The sequence below is a fragment of the Xylanibacter ruminicola 23 genome (genome assembly GCF_000025925.1).
GTDB lineage: Bacteria > Bacteroidota > Bacteroidia > Bacteroidales > Bacteroidaceae > Prevotella > Prevotella ruminicola.
Genome location: NC_014033.1, coordinates 2,487,487 through 2,507,243, shown reverse-complemented (window position 1 = coordinate 2,507,243; position 19,757 = coordinate 2,487,487). Strand labels below are relative to the sequence as shown.

Below are 19,757 nucleotides of genomic sequence, written 5' to 3'. Positions count from 1 at the left end.
TACCAACCCAATTGTAACTAAATGTATAAGAAAGCCAATTTAAGATTATCGATGACTCTGATGGCAGTACTTACTGTTTTACCATCATGTAGTTCGAACGACACGGGTAGCGCAGTAGCACCTGTGCCCGAGAAACCATCTGTACCCCAACAGGAAGTGCTGACTGAAGCCGACCCCACCATTTTTGTGGATACCGATGGCACCTATTATTTATATGGTACACGTAGCAACTCGGATACTGGTTTCTATGTATACCGTTCTGCCGATATGAAAACCTGGCAGGGACCGGTTGGTAATACCAATGGGTTCTGCTTAACGGGGGCTACCTCGTATGGTACTACAGGTTTCTGGGCACCACAGGTAGTGAAACGTGGCGATACCTATTATATGTTCTACACAGCCAACGAGCAGATTGCCGTAGCAATAGCCACCTCGCCCAAAGGACCTTTTACCCAGCAGGAGAAAAAGTGCATTGCTACCCCAGGAAAAGCGATCGATCCTTTTGTGCTGTTTGATACCGACGGTAAGGTTTATCTGTATCATGTGCGATTGCAGGATGGCAACCGTATCTTTGTGGCCGAGATGACCGACGACCTGATGGGCATTAAGGAAGAAACAGCCCAGGAGTGTATCCATGCCTCGGAGCAGTGGGAGAATACGGCACAGGCCAGTTGGGGAGTAACCGAGGGTCCTACTGTACTGCATCTTGGCGATACCTATTATATGTTCTACTCGGCTAACGATTTCCGTAATATCGACTATGCCGTTGGTGTGGCTACAGCCTCGTCGCCTTTCGGTCCTTGGACCAAATCATCGCAGTCGGTTATCAATCGTGCCAACATAGGCTATTACGGCACCGGTCATGGTGATATATTTAAGGATGCCCAGGGCCAGTGGAACTACGTGTTCCATACCCATAACAGCTTTACCGAGGTGAGTCCCCGAAAAACAGCCGTTGTAGGATTATCACAGACCAGTCAAGGTTTTGCTGTTACCAATGGCACGTTCCATTACTTATATAAAGAGTAACCCACGCAAGCAACCAACAAAAACTTTTATTATATGTTCAACAAAACTTTTTTATTAACAGTCTTTGCTGCTTTATCGATGAATGCTTCTGCTATCAACATCCAAACGCAGATTAGTATCAAGCAGCCAGGCAACGAGGCAAAAGTTATCCAACTGCAGGCTGATGGCAATCAGCTAAAGCCTGCCGATGGTAAGGCATTGCCTTTGCACATCAGTGCGCAGTTGGCAAACGATGGCAACGATCAGGTTTATACCGTTACCATCAAGGCCGATGCCACTACGTATTACAACTTCGGTGCGCAGCTTGCCACAGGCATCAAGTCGGCCGATAGTGAGTTCTATCTGCCAGGCTTCTGGTATCATCGCAACCTGCGCTCGCCCAAGCAGGCGCCGGCTTTCCACACTTCAAAGAGTTGGAACTTCCGCGAGGATCGTCTGTCGTCGCCCATGACGAGTGTCTATGATGAGGCTAATGGTAAATCGGTATCTGTGATCCGACTGCTCGATAGCCCCAAGGAGTGCCTGACCACACATCAGCAGGGTGAAATCATTCTGAGTGGTGAGACTTCTTTGGGTTATTTAGGTCTGGATTGCGAACAGCAGGAGGCTAAACTTACCTTCGGCTATCCTTATATCGAGACCCCTAAGCGCTATATTCGTAAGCTCACCCTGGCAGCTCCGGTATTTGCTTTCGCTAAGATCGAGAAGGGTGAGACCAAGACTATCCAGTGGCGCATCAGTGAGACCGAGGCCAAGGACTTTGGCGAGCACGTAACACTGATGTGGCAGCGCTGCTTCGATAACCTGAAGCCACAGGCATTGAAGCCACTCTTTACGCCTGAGGAGATGAAGAAGGGACTGACTAACTATTTCCGTCAATCGTATGTAAGCAACTATCCCTTGAAGTACAACTCGGGTCACACCTTGCTTACCAGCGATTGTAAGCCTTTCCCCGAGGCACAGGTAGGTTTCTGTGGTCGTGTGCTGCTGAATGCCTTCAATGCTATCGAGTACGGCGAACAGCATGGCGAGCAGGATCTCGTAACCATGGGTAATGAGATTCTGGAGAGCTATCTGCAGCATGGTCTTACCAGTGCAGGTTACTTCTACGATAACGTGAACTTTACACGTGGTTTCCCAAGCGATGATAAGGTAGTACATTCTATCCGTCAGCAGTCAGAGGGTGTTTATGCCATTCTGTTATATCTCAAGTACGAGAAGGCACACGGTCGTCGTCATCCCCAGTGGGAGGCACGTATAAAGGGTATCCTGGATGGATTCCTGAAACTGCAGAAGGCCGATGGCAGCTTTGCCCGTAAGTATCACGACAATGGTACCGACGTGGATGGCACTGGTGGTAGCACACCATCGTCTACCTCAGCCTTGGTGATGGGTTACCGCTACTTCGGTAAGAAACAGTACCTGGAGGCTGCCCGTCGCACTGTTGACTATCTGGAGCAGAATATCATCTCAAAGAGCGATTACTTCTCATCAACCCTCGATGCTAACTGCGAGGATAAAGAGGCTGCCATTGCTGCTGTTACTGCTACCTATTACCTGGCAGCTGTAACCAAGGGTAAGGAGCGCCAGCGTTATATCGACCTGTGTGAAAAGGCTGCTTACTTTGCCTTGTCGTGGTATTACATGTGGGATGTACCCTTTGCACAGGGTCAGATGCTGGGCGACTTAGGTTTGAAGACCCGTGGCTGGAGTAACGTATCGGTAGAGAACAACCATATTGATGTGTTTGTATTCGAGTTGCCACACATTGTAAAGTGGTTGGGCCAGCAGAAGGGTAACCAGCGTTTCCTGCAGATGCACGATGTGATCTTTAACTCGCTCTCACAGCTGATGCCTACACCCGAGCGCCTTTGTGGTATCTCAGTACCCGGATTCTATCCCGAGGTAGTACAGCACACCACTTGGGATTATGGTATGAATGGTAAGGGATTCTATAATAACCTCTTTGCACCAGGCTGGACTATCGCCTCGCTCTGGGAAATGTATTCACCAACACGAACAGATGATTTTCTGAAGAAATAAACAAAAACAATTAAACCTAAACATCAAGAAATGGAAAAAAGATTAATTACCTCGTTGGTAGGCGCAGCTATGCTGATGGCAGCTTCGCCAGCTTTAGCCGAACGAAATCTGGCCTTATCGGTTCATTCCAGTACTGTAGCAGCCACTCAGCAGCAACGTACTGTTACTGGTACGGTGGTTGATGCACAGGGTGAACCCCTGATTGGCGTTACCGTTAAGGAACAGGGCACGCAGAATGCCGCTGTTACCGATATGGACGGACGTTTTAAACTGCAGCTCAGTAAGAGCGATGCACAAGTGGTGTTTACCTATATCGGTTACGTAGATGTGACTGCTCGTGCAACCGATAACATGGTAGTAACCATGAAGGAAGACCGCAACGAACTGAACGAGATAGTAGTAGTGGGTTACGGTACCCAGAAAAAGGTGAACCTGACAGGTTCGGTGGTATCGGTAAACCTTGAGAAGGAAGCCAACTCGCGTCCTGTTACCACTGTGGCCCAGGCATTGCAGGGCATGGCTGCCGGTCTTGATATCCTGCAGGGCTCAGGTAAGCCCGGCGCCGAGAACTTCTCGGTAAACATCCGTGGTGTGGGAACCATGAACGATGCCAGTCCGCTGGTATTGGTAGATGGTATGGAGATGAGTCTCTCGGATGTGAACCCCATGGATATCGAGAGTATCTCGATCCTGAAGGATGCTGCATCGTGTGCCATCTATGGTAACCGTGGTGCTAACGGCGTTATCCTGGTTACAACCAAGAGTGGTACCGAGGGTAAGGTGAATGTAACCTATACCGGAAGGTTGTCGATTAACAAACCGTCAAAGCTGGTTCGCTTTATGTCGAATTATGCCGACTATATGGAGATGGTGAACGAGGCCAGCGAGAATATCGGTACAGCCGGAAAATATCCACAAAGCGTGATTGACCAGTGGCGTCAGGCTGAGGCTAATCCTAATGGCATTGCCGAGTCGGGCTATCCCAACTACGTGGCTTATCCTAATACCGACTGGTATGATGAAATTTACCAGACCAAGGTAATGCAGGAGCACGCTATCTCTTTGTCGGGTAAGGACACCCGCACACGTTATAACCTTGGATTAACCTATCTCGATAACCCTGGTATGATTGTTCGTTCGGGCGAGCAGAAGTACTCTATCAACCTGAAGCTGATTTCGGATGTAACTAACTGGTTACAGCTGGGTGCTCAGGTATGGGGTACACACAGCGATCGCGACCGTAACAACGTGGATGCCCTATCGAGCTGGGAGTTCCTGAAGACCGTGCCTGGTATCTATCCTTATTACGATGGTAAGTTTGGTGGTATCGAGACATCGGTTGAGGATGGTGCTGCCCACAACCCCATGCAACTGTTGAATGGCGATGGCGACAGTTACTATAAGACTACCCACGCTTACAGTACCGCCTATGCTCAGGTGAAGTTCCTGAAGGATTTTACCTTCAAGTCAACCTTTGGTTACGACTACTACAATGCCCGTCATAAGTACACCGACGGACAGAACGAGAGCTATAGCTTCAGTCGTAACGAGGTGGTGGCATCGCCTGCTGCACTCGAGGCCCTCTCAAGCTATATGTACTATCACCACTACTATAACTGGAAGATTACCAATACCCTGAACTGGGCCCACACCTTTGCCCAGAAGCACGATGTAGGTGCGTTGGTAGGTTTCGAGGAAGGTAAGAACAGCGATGGTAATACCGATGTGAAGAAGATGGGTATGATTGATGCCACACTGACCGACCTGAATACCCTGACATCGGAGGAGTACACACGTGGTAACTTTACCGGTTATACCTATCGTTCTTGGTTCGGTCGTTTGAACTATGCCTACGATTCACGTTACCTGTTAGAGGCTAACTTCCGTTATGATGGCTCGTCGCGTTTCTCACCCGATAACCGTTGGGGCTTCTTCCCCTCTGCATCGGCAGGCTGGCGTATCAGCGAGGAGGCTTTTGCCAAGAACTCATTCCTCAGCGTATTCGATAACCTGAAGCTGCGCGCCTCTTATGGTAAGCTGGGTAACTCATCGGTTGATAACTATGCTTATCAGTCGTGGTACGAAACAGGTTACACCACCATGGGTGGCAAGAAGGTGCCTCGTTTCTACCTGAAGAACCTGCCTAACATGAACGTAACTTGGGAGACTACCAAGACCTTCAACCTGGGTCTCGACTTCAGTACCCTCGGTGGTCGTCTGTCGGGTGTTATCGACTACTACGACAAGCAGACCTCTGGTATCCTCTACCGTCCGTCTATCGGACTGATCTTCGGTGATAAGGTGGCTCCATTGCAGAATCTGGCTGGTGTTAGCAACCGCGGTTTGGAGATGACCTTCCGTTGGGAGGATAAGATTGGCGATGTAACCTATGGTGTGGCTGTTAACGGCTCGTTCAACAAGAACAAGGTAACCGACTATAAGGGTGGCATCATTCAGGGATGGGGTGCCGATCCTAACAATCCCGATCCTAACGTGTACTACTCTAACCTTGGTGAGGTTTCATCGGGTGGTACCCAGCGCCTGGTTGAGGGCCACATGATGAACGAGTTCTATGTATATCCTATCTATAGCGGTAACGGAACCTATTACGATGCCAACGGTGTGGTTAACCCCAATGGTGGTCCACGCGATGGTATGATCCGTACGCCCGAAGACCTGAAGTGGGTACAGGATATGATTGCTGCCGGCTACTCGTTTGAGCCACAGCACGCTGTTACCCAGAATGCTATCTGGTATGGTGAGTATATCTATGCCGATACCAATGGCGATAAGGTTTATGGTGGCAGTCACGACCAACAGTTCATGGGCGAGTCGAACGTTCCTAAGTTTACCTTCGGTATGCAGATGCATGCAGAGTGGAAGGGTATCGACCTCTCGATGAACTGGGGTGGAGCCACAGGTTTCTCAACCTACTGGCGTGAGATTGGTCAGAACTCATCAAACGTGGTATTTGGTTTGAGCATCCCACAGTGGATTGCCGACGATCACTACTTCTATGATCCCAATAACCCCAACGATCCTCGTACCAACATTACTTCGAAGAATCCACGTATGTCGCTCGAGAATCCAAGTATGAGTGATGCCCTCGACAATACATTCCATCTCTATAGCTGCGATTACCTGAAGCTGCGTAACCTTACTATCGGTTACACATTGCCAAAGAGCATCAGCAGAAAGATCTATGCCGAGAACCTGCGTGTTTACTTCTCGGGCGAGAACCTGTGGACTATCACCAGCTTCCCCGGACTTGATCCTGAGATGCGCTCTGGTGAGGGTTATGCTACCATGCGACAGCTCTCATTCGGACTGAATGTAACATTTTAACCATCAACAATGAATAACCAATATGGAAAAGAAAATAATTAATAATATGTGTCGCAGTCTTATCTTGGCTGCATCGAGTATCGCACTCACGGCTTGTAATGCCGATTTCCTGGATACTCAACCTTCCGACCGTGTAGGTACCGACTTGGTATGGAGTACCTATAACATGGCTGATGCCGTGGTGAATGGTGCCTACGAACGTTTCTACTGGGAGCAGCAGGGCGAATGCCCCGACTGGCAGAACTTTGATGCTGCTACCGATGTTTGCGACCTGGATGCTAACTGGGGTGGTTACGATTGGGCCCGTGGCCGTTGTAATGCCGGTTACTGGGGATTCAACGACTGGTGGAAGCGCTTGTATGAGGAGATTTATCGTACCAGCAACGTGATTAATAATCTGGATAGATGCGAGGCCATGGCGGCCAGCGAGCGTGCCCGTGATATTGCCGAGTGTAAGTTCCTGCGTGCCTGGGCTTACTATCGTGCCAACGTGCTGTGGCGTGGTGTGCCCATCTACACCGAACCTGTAGAGTATGGCGAGGACACCAAGCCCCGTAACACTGCCGATGAGGTATGGCAGCAGATTATCAAGGATTGCTCTGAGGCTATCAACGAGCCCAGTCTGCCAAATAAGTACGCCACCTCTGATAAGAACTACGGTCGTGTAACCAAGGCTTGTGCTTACTATCTGCGTGGTCAGGTTTACATGTGGCTGAAGGACTGGGATAAGGCAGCTGCCGATTTCACTGCCATCACCACCATGGGCTTCCAGTTGTTCCCCGACTATAAGAATATGTTCAAGGCTGCCAATGAGCGCAACGATGAGTATATCTTCCAGTATCAGTACACCGACGAGGAGGGTATGGGCTCGCTGTTAGGTCGTACACATGGTAACCGTAATACTTATACCGCCGATGGTTTTGGTTGCTGGAACAACCTGATTCCTAATCCTTACTTTGTAGATTCTTACGAGTATGCCGATGGTAAGCCATTCAATATGGACGAGGTGTTCCCTGGTTACTCAAAGATGGATCCTAAGGCCCGTTCGGTTTACTTCCTGCGTGATGGTCTTGATCCAAATGCTGCCAGCGATAAGCTGAAGGCCGGCTACCAGCAGATGGTAACCTACGGTGCCGACATGAGTCAGTACGATAAGGATGGTAACGAGGCCCGCATTCTGGCTATCTATCAGAACCGCGACCCCCGTATGCTGATGAACTTCATCACCCCGTACTCTACTTATAAAGGTGGTTCAACTGCCGACTGCTGGGATTATACCCTGCGTTGGCCTTACATTGGATCGGATAATGCTGCTCCTTACGACCTGCGTACCGATACCAACGACCGCTTCTACTACCTGTGGCGTAAGTTTGTGCCCGAGGGTCGTGAAACCAAGAACGGCTTGAACAGTGATATCGATACACCTATCTTCCGTTATGCCGGTGCACTCATCTCTTTGGCTGAGGCTCTGAACGAGCAGGGAAAGACCGATGAGGCCGTGAAATACATCAATATGGTTCGTGCCCGTATTCCTGGATTGGCTCTGCTTAATAGCAACGAGTACACCAAGGTAACTGGTCAGGACAACATGCGTGAGCGTATCCGTAACGAGTATGGCTGGGAGCTTTGTGGCGAGGGCCAGCTCTACTGGAAGCAGCTGCGTTGGGATACATGGCTCGATCGTAAGTTGGGCACCAACCGCGCACTGGTTAGCGATCCTTCACAGCTGAATGGTGCTAATGGTATGACCGAAATCTGGGGTACCAAACGCTACACCAATAACTATATTGGCGAGCACGTAAAACTGTTTGCTGTGCCACAGGGCGAACTGGAGCGTAATCCTAATCTCACACAAAATCCTGGTTGGTAATATGTTAGTAAAGAATAAAAGAAGTTACATGTTTTCTATAGTTAGTATAATTGTTGGCTTTATGCCTATTCTGGGTTGCTCATCGTCGGACGACGGTGGGCACTCTCAGGATAACAAACCTATCCCTGTTGTTCAGAAGTATCGTAATCCTATCATTGCAACCTCGTTGCCCGATCCCTCTATAGTAAAGTCGCCCGATGGCGTGTTCTATCTCTTTGCTACCGAGGATATCCGCAACCTGCCTATCTATCGTTCTACCGATTTGCTGAAGTGGCAGTATGTGGGTACGGCTTTTACTGATGAGAGTCGCCCCAAGTGGAATCCTGGTGGTGGTATCTGGGCACCCGATATAAATTATGTTGATGGAAAATATATGCTCTATTACTCTAAGTCGACTTGGGGTGGTGAGTGGACTTGCGGTTTAGGTGTTGCTTCGGCCACCCAACCGCAGGGACCTTACACCGATCATGGTGCACTGTTTATCAGCGAGGATATCGGCATACAGAACTGTATCGATCCCTTCTATATCGAGGATGGTGGTAAGAAGTATCTGTTCTGGGGCTCGTTCCATGGTATCTATGGTGTAGAGTTGAGTGCCGACGGACTCACGCTTAAGCCCGGTGCCAAGCCTGTACAGATAGCTGGCAACCAGATGGAGGCTACTTATATCCACCATCGCGATGGCTATTACTATCTGTTTGGATCAAACGGCTCGTGCTGCGAGGGCAACAACAGTACCTATCAGGTTATCTACGGACGCTCTGAGAATCTGTTCGGACCGTATGTTACCAAGGATGGCAAGCGTATGTTAGATGGTGCATTCGATGTGCTGTTGCATGGCAGTAACAACGTGGCAGGCCCTGGCCATAATTCCGAGTTTGTTACCGATGATGCCGGTCAGGACTGGATGATATATCATGGTTACATGAGGAGCGATCCCGATGCTGGCAGACAGGTGTTGATGGATCGTGTTGAATGGGTTAATGGCTGGCCTTTGATAGCAGGCAGCCAGTCGTCGGTAGAAAGTAGTTATCCGACGTTTAATTGTAAGTAATTGGTTGGATGGGAGACTTTAACCGGTCTCCCATTTTTATGTATATTTGTGCAAAAATTATAAAAAACCTCAAAATAATACCATACACCCAATAAAAATGCTTATCTTTGCCCGAAATATAACGTAAACAATTATACGATAAAGCATCATGATGAACAACGACAAGCTGATGTTGAATGCCAACCCTATTGTAGAGGCACTTCAGAAACCCGCGGCAGAGTTTACTAAAGCCGACATTATTGATTACATTGTGAACAACGATATCCGCATGGTTAACTTTATGTATCCAGGCGGCGATGGCAGATTGAAAACCCTTAACTTTGTAATTAACGATCTGGCTTATCTTGATACCATACTTACTTGTGGCGAGCGTGTGGATGGCAGTAGCTTGTTCTCGTTTATTCAGGCTGGCAGCAGCGATCTGTATGTGTTGCCACGCTACCGTACGGCTTTTGTCGATCCGTTTGCCGAGATTCCAACTGTATCATTGCTCTGCTCGTTCTTCGATAAGGATGGCAATCCGTTGGAGTCATCGCCCGAGCACACACTCCACAAGGCTGCTGAGGCTTTCCGTCAGGTAACAGGTATGGAGTTCCAGGCCATGGGCGAGTTAGAGTATTATGTGATTAGTAACGACGAGGGCATGTTCCCTGCTCAGGACCAGCGCGGCTATCACGAGTCGGCACCTTATGCCAAAGCTAATGAGTTCCGCACCCGTTGTATGAAGTATATTGCCCAGGCTGGTGGTCAGATTAAGTATGGACACTCTGAGGTAGGTAACTTCAGCTTGGATGGTAAGAACTACGAGCAGAACGAGATTGAGTTCCTGCCTGTGGCTGTTGAGCAGGCTGCCGACCAGTTGATGATTGCCAAGTGGGTTATCCGCAACCTGGCTTATGAGTTGGGTTATGATGTAACCTTTGCTCCTAAGATTACCACAGGTAAGGCTGGCTCTGGTTTGCATATCCACATGCGTATGCTGAAGGACGGCAAGAACCAGATGCTGGAGAATGGTGTACTGAGCGAGGCTGCCCGTAAGATGATTGCTGGTATGATGGTGCTGGCACCTTCGATTACCGCTTTTGGTAATAAGAATCCAACCAGCTACTTCCGTCTGGTTCCCCATCAGGAGGCGCCCACTAATGTTTGTTGGGGCGACAGAAACCGCAGCGTATTGGTACGTGTGCCATTAGGCTGGGCTGCAGATGTGGATATGTGTCATGCTGCGAATCCGTTGGAGCCACAAACTCGCTATGATACCAGCATCAAGCAGACCGTTGAGATGCGTTCACCCGATGGCTCTGCCGATCTCTACCAGTTGTTGGCTGGCTTGTGCGTAGCCTGCCGTTATGGTTTTGAGTTGGATGGCGCACTTAAACTGGCCGAGAAAACTTACGTGAATGTAAACATCCATGCTGCCGAGAATGCCGATCGTCTGGCTAATCTGGCACAGTTACCCGATTCGTGTGTGGCTTCGGCCGACTGCTTGAATCGTCAGCGTAGGGCCTACGAGGAGTATGGCGTGTTCTCGCCTGCCATGATAGATGGTATCATCGAACAGCTTCGTGCCTTCGACGATAAGAACCTCCGTCTTACGATAGAGAATTATCCAGAGGAAATCCAGAAGTTAGTTACCAAGTACTTCCATTGTGGCTGATGCTATGCCACGGGTATCTCGAAGATAAACCGGCTACCCTCATGGTAGGTGGTGTCGAGTATCAGGTTTCCACCCAATGTTTCTGCATGACGTTTAGTAAGGGGCAGGCCCAGGCCTAAGCCCTCGCTAAAGTCGTCCACCTTGGTAAAGAACTTAAAGATATTGTCGCGGTCGGCTTCGGCAATACCATTACCTGTATCCTGTACTACGAAACGTACAAACTCCTCGTTACGCGTTACGTGTAGCGAGATGTGCTGCTGGTCGGAATAGCGTACGGCATTGCTGAGTAACTCCTCCAGACTATATTCCAGATAGCGGAAATTGGTGTGGATGCAGAAATCATCAGCCAATTCGGTCTTGTATTCTACAGGTATGTCAGGATGATTCTTGGTTGTGAATTTTAGCGCTACCTGGCACACATCGTTGCATGCCACCATCTCGCGCTTATCACAATTGGCAGTCTCAGCCTTGCCGTTTTCAGAGCTGTCGAACAGCATCATCACCATACGTATAAGCAGTCGACTGTTGTGCGTCATGGTGCTGGCAATACTCTTAATCTCATCCTGTCCTAACTCTTCGCTCAGCGATGTGTCGTCGGTAGGGCAATTCAGTATCTGTGCAAAGCCCATAATGATATTAAGCGGTGTGCGTATCTGGTGTGTAACGTTCTGGATGAAAACCGTTTTCTGATGCTGGGCCTCTACTGCCAGTTGGGTGGTATGCTCCAGCTCACGGTTGTAACGCTTGGTCTGATCGGTAGCGGTACGCACGCTGTTGATATAATAATTGAGCGACTCCAACATGGTGGCAAAACTGTTCTGCAATCCGCCTATCACATCCGTTCGCTTGGTATGGGCTATATCCACATCTAAATGGCCGTTGCTAACTGCTTTGGTCTTTTCAAGCAGTTGCTGTAGCGGACTGAGTGAAACGGTTACCGCCTTGTGACAGTTGATAAAGATAAGCAGCAAACCTACAATCAGTAGTGCCACTACAATATAGGTAAGACGGTAGAATCCTCTCAAGATATCGCTATGCGGACAAACAATAGCCAGGCTCCATGGAGTGCCTTCAACGGGCATATAGCATACCAGCGATTTTTTGCCATTGATTTTTACCGACATGCTACCTTTATTACCCTTTGTCATCTCGTAACCTAAGGCTATCAGGTCGGCCTGATGTTGTGGGTCGGCCACGCTGAAGATAGTTTGGTTGAATAGGCGGGTAGAATCGGGATGACCCACATAACGTCCTTTCTCGTCAATCATCACATAGTACGAGTGCGGATAGGGTCGTACCTCGGCCATAATATTGGAGATGTGCTGCAATGAGAGCCAGATTGAAATAACGCCAACAAACTTACCTTTCTTGTTGAACAAGGGGTGCGTATAGGCGGCTATCGTAGCATCTTCGTCGGTTTCCTGTTCCCTGTTCTTGTCGTTAAACACCACCCAGGTTGGTTTGCGCTGTGTACGAGGAATACTGTACCAACGTTCCTGGAAGTAGCTGTGGTCGGGCTCAATAAAGGTATTGACGCTGTCTTTGGTATTGAACGAAACCGACATGAATCCATCGGGATACTGGGGGATAACACCTGGCTCGGTGCTGATGGCGCAACCATCGGTATAGGGATTGGTGGTTGCTATGCGGTTGGTTATGGCCTGTATCGAGTCGGGGTATAGTGATTGCTCAACTATCCAGGCATTAGTATGACTTGCCGTCTTGGTCGTTATCAGATAACGGTTAATACGGTGCATGGCACAAGCCAGTACATTGCTGGCTTTATCAACAGCTTCGGCACGTATCAGTTTGTGCGACTGCCAGAACAGTACACCTACCGATGCCAGGAAAACTGGTACTGCTAACAGCAGAACCCACATGATGACCTTTGCCGAGAATGAACGACGAATATTCATCATAACTTACCTCCTTTCTCCTCCAGGTCTTCTTCTTTCTCCGAGAGGTTGATCAGATTATTCAGTATCTGCGTAATGGTGTCGCCGTTTTGCTGGATGTCCTCCACTAACTGGCTCACCGTCTGGGTGCTTGTTTTTTTATCAAAATGACTTAATGCCGACACATCCTCGTCGATGGCAAACGATGGGGCCAACATCTGGTCGGTCATGTTATGCAGGAAAGCCGTCTTCATTCGGTCGGCCTTCTGAGCTTGCTCGTAAGCCTCATGTAACTCTTTACTGCGTTCCTGTATGGTTTGGGTTAGTTCGTGCAGTTCGTTGATGTTGGCTGCCACCGAGCGTTGCATCTGCTGGAAATGGCCTTGCAGCAGACCTATCTCGTCCTTGTTCCGATGGCGTGAGGGTAGGGGCTCGTTATAATGTCCATGGGCAATGCGATCCGTAAGTTCTGTAAGCATCCTGAGTGGCTTTAAGCGGTGACGGATAATCAGACGGGTGTGCAGATACATCAGTACCATGCCCACGATGGCGATGATGATTACAAAATTGAATAGTGCATTGTACTCGCCAAAGATGTCGTTTTCTGAGAATGCTACGCCGATACTCCAACCAGGATTGGTTATCAAGGTGCGATAGGGCACTTGGGCCATCCTGAATGGTTGGTAGAACAGATAAAACTTGTGTCCGTTGAGTTCGAATGGCAGATAGCCTTTATTACCCGACGTCATTGTTTTTACGGCCTCCTGAACTGAGTTGCCTGGCAGGTTGAAAGCCTTTGTTTTTGAGAGATAGCTGACAGTGGGATCAACAATAAACGATCCGTCGTTATCTAACAGCGCACAATAGGAGTTGGGCGAAGGCCTGGCGGCTGAGATAATGCTTGAAAGCAGTTGTAGTGGCACATGTACGCTGATAACACCTATCGGACTGTGATTAGCGTCGAGTATAGGCGCACAGAACGAGGTGAGTGGCTCTATGTCCGACTTCATGCCGAGTAGCGGGTTCATCCACATGGCTCTGTTCTTACCTATCGGACGATTAAACCATATCTGTTCGGTATAGGGCTTGGTGCCGAAACTGTTACTGTGAACAATGTTGGCTGTGGATTGATCCTGATGGGTACTATCAGTACTATGTGCATATACCATAAACAGGTCGTGTCCCTTAAAGTATCCGGGCTTAAAGGCGATGACACAGCCCGACACGTATGGGTTGGTTTCTACAATCTTATGTGCATAGGTGTACATCCGTTCCGGATCATCAAACTTCATGTTGAAATATATGTTGCCAGCCGTTTCCTCTACGCTCAGCAGGATGTTATCGATGTTGTTGGTGGCGCGATCGAGTGTATAGGTGGCTCTATTCAGCGCATCATCTTTCATAGAGTTACGCGAAGAATGAAGCATGACAAGCAGTGTTACTGTTAACAGCAGCGCCATGGCAAGCACTATCATCAGACTGATGCGTAATGGCAAATCACGTTTAATCTTTGCAGTTAGTTTCGACATGTTTTGGACTATGTTAATAGATTGGAATTGCACTTGTGCAAAGGTATGAAAAATATTTTTTCAAACCAAGTTTTCTGTTTAATTTTTTGTTTATTTAGTAAAAAGCCCTGCTAGCAATCTGATTATTGCAGCAGGGCCTGTATCTCATCGCAGTACTACGCCTGTTTGTTTCTTACCATCCATCATGATTTTCAGCGGATGGTCGAAGCGCACGTGACGTACGAACTGGGTTTCTTCTATAGCGGGCATCTGGTCGAGCAGCTCCTTCTGGAATACCCCATCGCCCGTATAGGTGTTGATGGTGAAGTAGCCCACACCAAACGAGGTGAGGTTCTGGAAGAAGTGCGTGCCCTGCGAGGGGTCAACACGGTAGTTCTTCAATCCTACCTCAACAATCACCCTTGCTGCTGATATGTGAGGCCATTTTACTGGTATGCCCAACCAGTAATCACTCGAACCCCAGCGGCCTGGACCAATCAGCACATAGTTCTTGTCGGCCTGTAGGAACTTGCGGTTAATCTCCTCAATCTCGCTGGCGATAGTGGGATTGTTTACAGCGGTAAAATCGTCGTCGGTCTTTACATATACCACATCCACCACATCCTCGGAAATACCATGCCCCAGTGAGTTGTTCGAGCGCAGCAAGCAGTCGCTATCGGGTATCTGTTGCAGGTCTTCATCCAGCACCTGCTTGGCATCTACGATAGGACGTATCTGCAGCAGGTAGAACTCGCCTGTACGGTCGTCGTTCAGGTTGCAGGCAAACTCAATCTCTACGGGGCGCTTCATCTCGTCGGCACCCAGCTTCTGTGCCATCTGCAACAGCTCGGGTAATGGGAATACATCGTGCTGCAGCACACCGCAGAACGAGATTACCTTTCGGCCGCCCTCGTAGATACCATCGCGGATAATCTGATCTACGGGGTCGTAGGTCGAGGCCAGATAGGTCAGGGCTCCATCTTCGGCTGCCTGCTTTACACGTACCTTCTTGATGTTAAAGCCGTCGTCAACCTTAAAGTCGTCGCCTACATGGGCCATGTCCAAGGCGTAGAATCGGGTTTGGGTCTCGCTCAGGGCAGTCTCCATCTCCGATGTCTGCAGCACCTGCTTGGGGTGATAGGGCGAAACGCGAAGGGTTTGACCGCCATCAACAATATATTTACCTAATCCTACTGCCAGCGATGCAATACCCTCTTCGGCAGTCTCGTCGCCGATGGGGTAGTAGTTCAACGAACGTAGCACACCACTGAAGTTGGGGTAGTACAGGTCGCCATACTGCTTGCCCACTACCTCCTGCAGAATCACAGCCATCTTCTCCTGGTCGATCACGTTCTGTGTGGCCAGCATGTAGGCCTTCGAGTCCTTATAGTAAACCGAGGCATACACACCCTTGATGGCACAGGCCAACATGCGCAGCATCTCGTACTTATCATCCAGATATGGAATCATGTAGGTAGAGTAGATACCTGCAAAGGGCTGGTAGTGCGAATCCTCGAGCAACGAACTTGAACGGATGGCGATAGGACTCTTTACGGCATCAAAGAAGGTAAAGAAATCGGCTATCAGCGAGTCGGGCAACTGGGCACGCATAAAGTGCTGCAGTATCTCCTCGTCGCTGGCATCGCTCAGGGCAATTGTCCACAGGTTGTTCTTCTCCATAAACTCGTCGAAGAAATCGGTACACAATACCACCGTTTTGGGAATCGATACCTTGGCCTGTTCAAACTGGTTCAGCTCGGGGTGGCGCTTGATAATGTTATCAAGGAATGCCAGACCACGACCTTTACCGCCCAAAGAACCTTCACCGATACGGGCAAAGTGGGCATAGCGGTCGAACTTCAATCGGTCGAACACAGCTACCACACCAATATTCTTCATCCTTCGGTACTGTACGATGGCATCAAAGATAATCTGTCGGTGGGCATCCACGTCCTGCAGCTTATGCCAGGTAACATGCTTCAAGAAGGCCGAAACGGGGAAGATGGCACGTGCTGTAAGCCAGCGACTCATGTGGTTACGACTCACGTGGTAGAGCATCGAGTCGTAAGGAATCTTGAAGATGTTGTCCTGCAGTTCCTTCAGCGACGATACACGGAACACCTCTTCCTTGGTTTTCGGATCGCGGAATATAAAGTCGCCAAAACCCATGTGTTCCTCCATCAGGTGGTGCAGGTCCACATTCATCTTGGTCGAGTTCTTATCTATAAAGTGGAATCCCTCAGCTTCGGCTTTTTCTTTGTTGGTTATCTCCGAAGAGTCGAGAATCAGGGGCACGTACTCGTCGCGACGGCGAATCTCCCTCAGCAGTTTCAATCCTGCCTCTGGGTCGCCATCCTCTACGTGGCTCAGTCGGCCCTCGTGTACTTGCATGGGGAATCGGGTATCACTAATAACACCTAAGGTGTTCTCGTGATACTTCTCGTACAGCTGCATGGCCTCCTCGTAGGTGGTAGCCAGTACCACTTTGGGGCGTCCGCGTTTACGCTGGGCAGCCGCATGCGGGTTCAGCGCCTCGGTCGAGAAACGCTTACTCTGAGCCAGGATATAGTTATAGAGGTTTGGCAGCACACTCGAGTAGAAGCGGATGTTATCCTCAACCAGCATAATCATCTGTACGCCAGCCTCCTTGATGTCGTGCTCGATGTTCATCTTGTCCTCAATCAGCTTGATGATGCTCATGATGAGGTTGGTGTTACCCAACCAGCAGAACACGTAGTCGAACACCGACATATCCTCGTCCTGAATACGTTTGGTGATACCATGCGAGAAGGGTGTAAGCACCACGCAGGGAATGTTTGGATGCTCGGCCTTGATTTCTCGTGCCACGGTAAAGGCATCGTTGTCCGCATTACCAGGCATACAGATTACCAGGTCGATATCCGTGTTGTGTAGCACTTCGTGTGCCTCCTCGGTTGTCGACACCTGTCGGAACGTGGGTGGGTATCGCATACCCAGCTCCATATACTCGTCGAAGATCTTCTCATCCACACGACCGTCGTCTTCGAGCATAAACGCATCGTAGGGATTGGCCACAATCAGCACATTAAAGATGCGTCGTGTCATCAGGTTCACGAACGACACATTCTTCAAGTAGAATTTGTTCCACTCCTGTGGTATCTTGCTTACTTCTTCCATATTCGGCGACAAAGTTATAAAATTTTCCCCAAAGAGCGTTGTGCTTTTGGGGAAATTTTATTTTTGTGGAATTTTACCTACTTAGATAATCTTCTCGTAAGGCAGACCGAATACATCAGCCACAGCCTTGTAGGTTACCTTTCCTTCTACAATGTTCAGTCCCTTAGCCAGTGCTGGGTCGTCCTTGCAAGCCTGCTGCCAGCCCTTATCAGCCAGTGCAATGGCATAACGCAACGTAGCATTAGTGAGGGCGAGGGTAGAGGTGTTAGGAACAGCACCTGGGATGTTGGCTACGCAGTAGTGTACAATGCCCTCCTCGGTATAAACGGGTTCGCTATGCGTGGTGGGTCGCGATGTCTCGAAACAGCCACCCTGATCGATGGCTACATCAACCAGCACTGTTCCAGGCTCCATCAGTTTCAGCATCTCGCGTGTAATCAGGTGTGGCGTCTTGTCGCCTGGTACTAACACGCTACCTATCACAATGTCAACCGTTGGCAACATCTGTCGGATGTTATGCTCCGACGAATACAGGGTATGCACGTTGGCTGGTGTCTCAATATCTAGTTGGCGCAAACGTGGCAACGAGATATCGGCGATAGTCACGTCGGCCCCCAGTCCTGCGGCCATCAAGGCTGCTGCCTCGCCAACCACACCGCCACCAAGTACCAGCACCTTAGCCGGACTCACACCTGGCACACCACTAATCAGTTTACCCTTTCCGCCTTTGGTTTTCTGCAGATAATAGGCACCATTCAGTGTGGCCATGCGTCCGGCCACCTCGCTCATAGGCTGCAACAGGGGGAGCGAACCGTTAGGCAGTTGTACTGTTTCGTAAGCCAGACAAACTGCTTTGCTCTTCAGCATCGCCTCTGTAAGCTCCTTTTCGCAGGCAAAGTGGAAATAGGTAAATAGCAACTGTCCCTCGCGAACCAGCTCATACTCGGGCTCAATGGGTTCTTTTACCTTCACAATCATGTCGCATTCACGATACACAGCCTCGATGCTAGGCAGTATGCGCGCACCAGCTTTCACATAGTCGTCGTCGCTGAATCCGCTACCTTCGCCAGCCGTATGCTGCACACTTACCTCATGACCGCGACGTGTAAGTTCGGCCACACCTGCAGGCGTCATACCAACACGGTTCTCATTGTTCTTAATCTCTTTTGGAATTCCTACTTTCATAAGCTCAAGGTTTTTAGTAATACATGTTTTATGGTGCGAATATACGAAAAAATCTGTTTGGTGGTGCAGTCTTTCCAACTTTTTTTGTATTTTTGCAACCGATATCAATCATGCAACAATAAAAAAGCTATAAGTTATGAATTCATTGAAACCGTATTATCGTCTGCTGGCCTACGGATTGGGAGGCTTTGTGTTTATTCTGATTCTGTTTACTACCTGCTGTACAGTAGTTGATTCAGGTGAGGTGGGTATCCGTTTCCACAAATGGTCGCTCAACGAGCAGGACTATGGTGGCGTTGAGGGCACTTGTAAAGGTTGGGTGTTCTATAATCCCATCACCACCAACGTGTTTACCTATCCTACGTTCACCCAGCGTAAGCAGTATGAGACCTTCTCGGTAAATGCCAAGGATGCTTCGCTCTTTGAGATGGATCCTACCATTGCCTACCGCATCAATCCCGACAAGGCTTGCGACATTTTTACTAAATATCGTGTGGGTGTTAAGGAACTCGAGGAGGGCTATATCCGCACCTGTATCTACGAGGCCTATCGTACCTGTGCTAACCAGTACACCTCTGATTCACTCATGTCTAACCGTGCCAATTTCGAGCGCGATGTGCGTGCCCGTTTGGAGAAGTCGCTCATGAGCGAGGGCTTCCTGGTTGAGGAGTTCACCTCAAAGATTACCCCACCATCATCGCTTCTCTCTATGATTGATGCCAAGAACACCGCCATCCAGAGTGCCCTGAAGGCTGAGAACGAGGTGAAAGAGGCAGAGGCCAATGCCAAGATTGCTGTGGCCAAAGCCGAGGGTAACGCCAAGGCCATGAAGATTAAGGCCGATGCCGAGGCCTACTACAACCGCACCATCGCCGCATCACTCTCGCCCATGATTGTTCAGGAGGACATGATTGAGAAGTGGGATGGCAAGATGCCCCAGATCATGACTGGCAACGGCGGCATGATGATGGACATCTCGAAAGTCATCGGTGCCAAGAAATAAATAATGAATATT

The 19,757-nt window shown here is 49.2% G+C and carries 11 protein-coding genes; 7 read left to right on the top strand and 4 right to left on the bottom strand.

Annotated elements, in window-relative coordinates; all coding sequences use genetic code 11:
- Window positions 1-21 precede the first annotated feature (21 nt).
- The 6 genes from PRU_RS10715 (at window position 22) to PRU_RS10690 (ending at window position 10,998) form a co-directional block, all read left to right on the top strand.
- On the top strand, window positions 22-1,029 hold the full coding sequence (locus tag PRU_RS10715) for a glycoside hydrolase family 43 protein (protein ID WP_013065036.1): 1,008 nt from the start codon (window positions 22-24) through the stop codon (window positions 1,027-1,029).
- Window positions 1,030-1,062: 33 nt separating this feature from the next.
- Window positions 1,063-3,072, top strand: a complete 2,010-nt coding sequence (locus PRU_RS10710; RefSeq protein ID WP_013065017.1) for a hypothetical protein — start codon at window positions 1,063-1,065, stop codon at window positions 3,070-3,072.
- Between the two features lie 30 nt (window positions 3,073-3,102).
- Entirely contained in the window at window positions 3,103-6,417 is a 3,315-nt protein-coding gene (locus PRU_RS10705) for a SusC/RagA family TonB-linked outer membrane protein (protein ID WP_033149498.1), read from the top strand.
- Window positions 6,418-6,439: 22 nt separating this feature from the next.
- On the top strand, window positions 6,440-8,287 hold the full coding sequence (locus tag PRU_RS10700) for a RagB/SusD family nutrient uptake outer membrane protein (RefSeq protein WP_013064098.1): 1,848 nt from the start codon (window positions 6,440-6,442) through the stop codon (window positions 8,285-8,287).
- 61 nt (window positions 8,288-8,348) lie between these two features.
- Entirely contained in the window at window positions 8,349-9,341 is a 993-nt protein-coding gene (locus tag PRU_RS10695) for a family 43 glycosylhydrolase (protein WP_143040022.1), read from the top strand.
- Between the two features lie 151 nt (window positions 9,342-9,492).
- The gene (locus PRU_RS10690; protein WP_013063758.1) at window positions 9,493-10,998 is read left to right on the top strand and encodes a glutamine synthetase family protein; all 1,506 of its coding nucleotides are present in this window, start codon (window positions 9,493-9,495) and stop codon (window positions 10,996-10,998) included.
- Between the two features lie 2 nt (window positions 10,999-11,000).
- Here the strand turns inward: PRU_RS10690 and PRU_RS10685 are convergent, their stop codons facing one another.
- The 4 genes from PRU_RS10685 to ald form a co-directional block, all read right to left on the bottom strand.
- On the bottom strand, window positions 11,001-12,917 hold the full coding sequence (locus PRU_RS10685) for a sensor histidine kinase (protein WP_041386132.1): 1,917 nt from the start codon (window positions 12,915-12,917) through the stop codon (window positions 11,001-11,003).
- A complete protein-coding gene (locus PRU_RS10680) occupies window positions 12,914-14,422 on the bottom strand; it encodes a PDC sensor domain-containing protein (RefSeq protein WP_080517202.1) in 1,509 nt (502 codons plus the stop codon). The genes PRU_RS10685 and PRU_RS10680 overlap by 4 nt, the downstream gene beginning before the upstream one ends.
- 144 nt (window positions 14,423-14,566) lie before the next feature.
- Window positions 14,567-17,557, bottom strand: a complete 2,991-nt coding sequence (locus PRU_RS10675; protein WP_013065249.1) for a PEP/pyruvate-binding domain-containing protein — start codon at window positions 17,555-17,557, stop codon at window positions 14,567-14,569.
- Between the two features lie 81 nt (window positions 17,558-17,638).
- Window positions 17,639-18,742 carry an alanine dehydrogenase gene (ald, locus tag PRU_RS10670; RefSeq protein WP_013064027.1) on the bottom strand — a complete coding sequence of 368 codons (1,104 nt, stop codon included), beginning with the start codon at window positions 18,740-18,742 and terminating at the stop codon, window positions 17,639-17,641.
- Between the two features lie 136 nt (window positions 18,743-18,878).
- Between ald and PRU_RS10665 the strand changes: the two genes are divergently transcribed.
- On the top strand, window positions 18,879-19,745 hold the full coding sequence (locus PRU_RS10665) for a prohibitin family protein (RefSeq protein ID WP_143010946.1): 867 nt from the start codon (window positions 18,879-18,881) through the stop codon (window positions 19,743-19,745).
- Window positions 19,746-19,757: the final 12 nt, after the last annotated feature.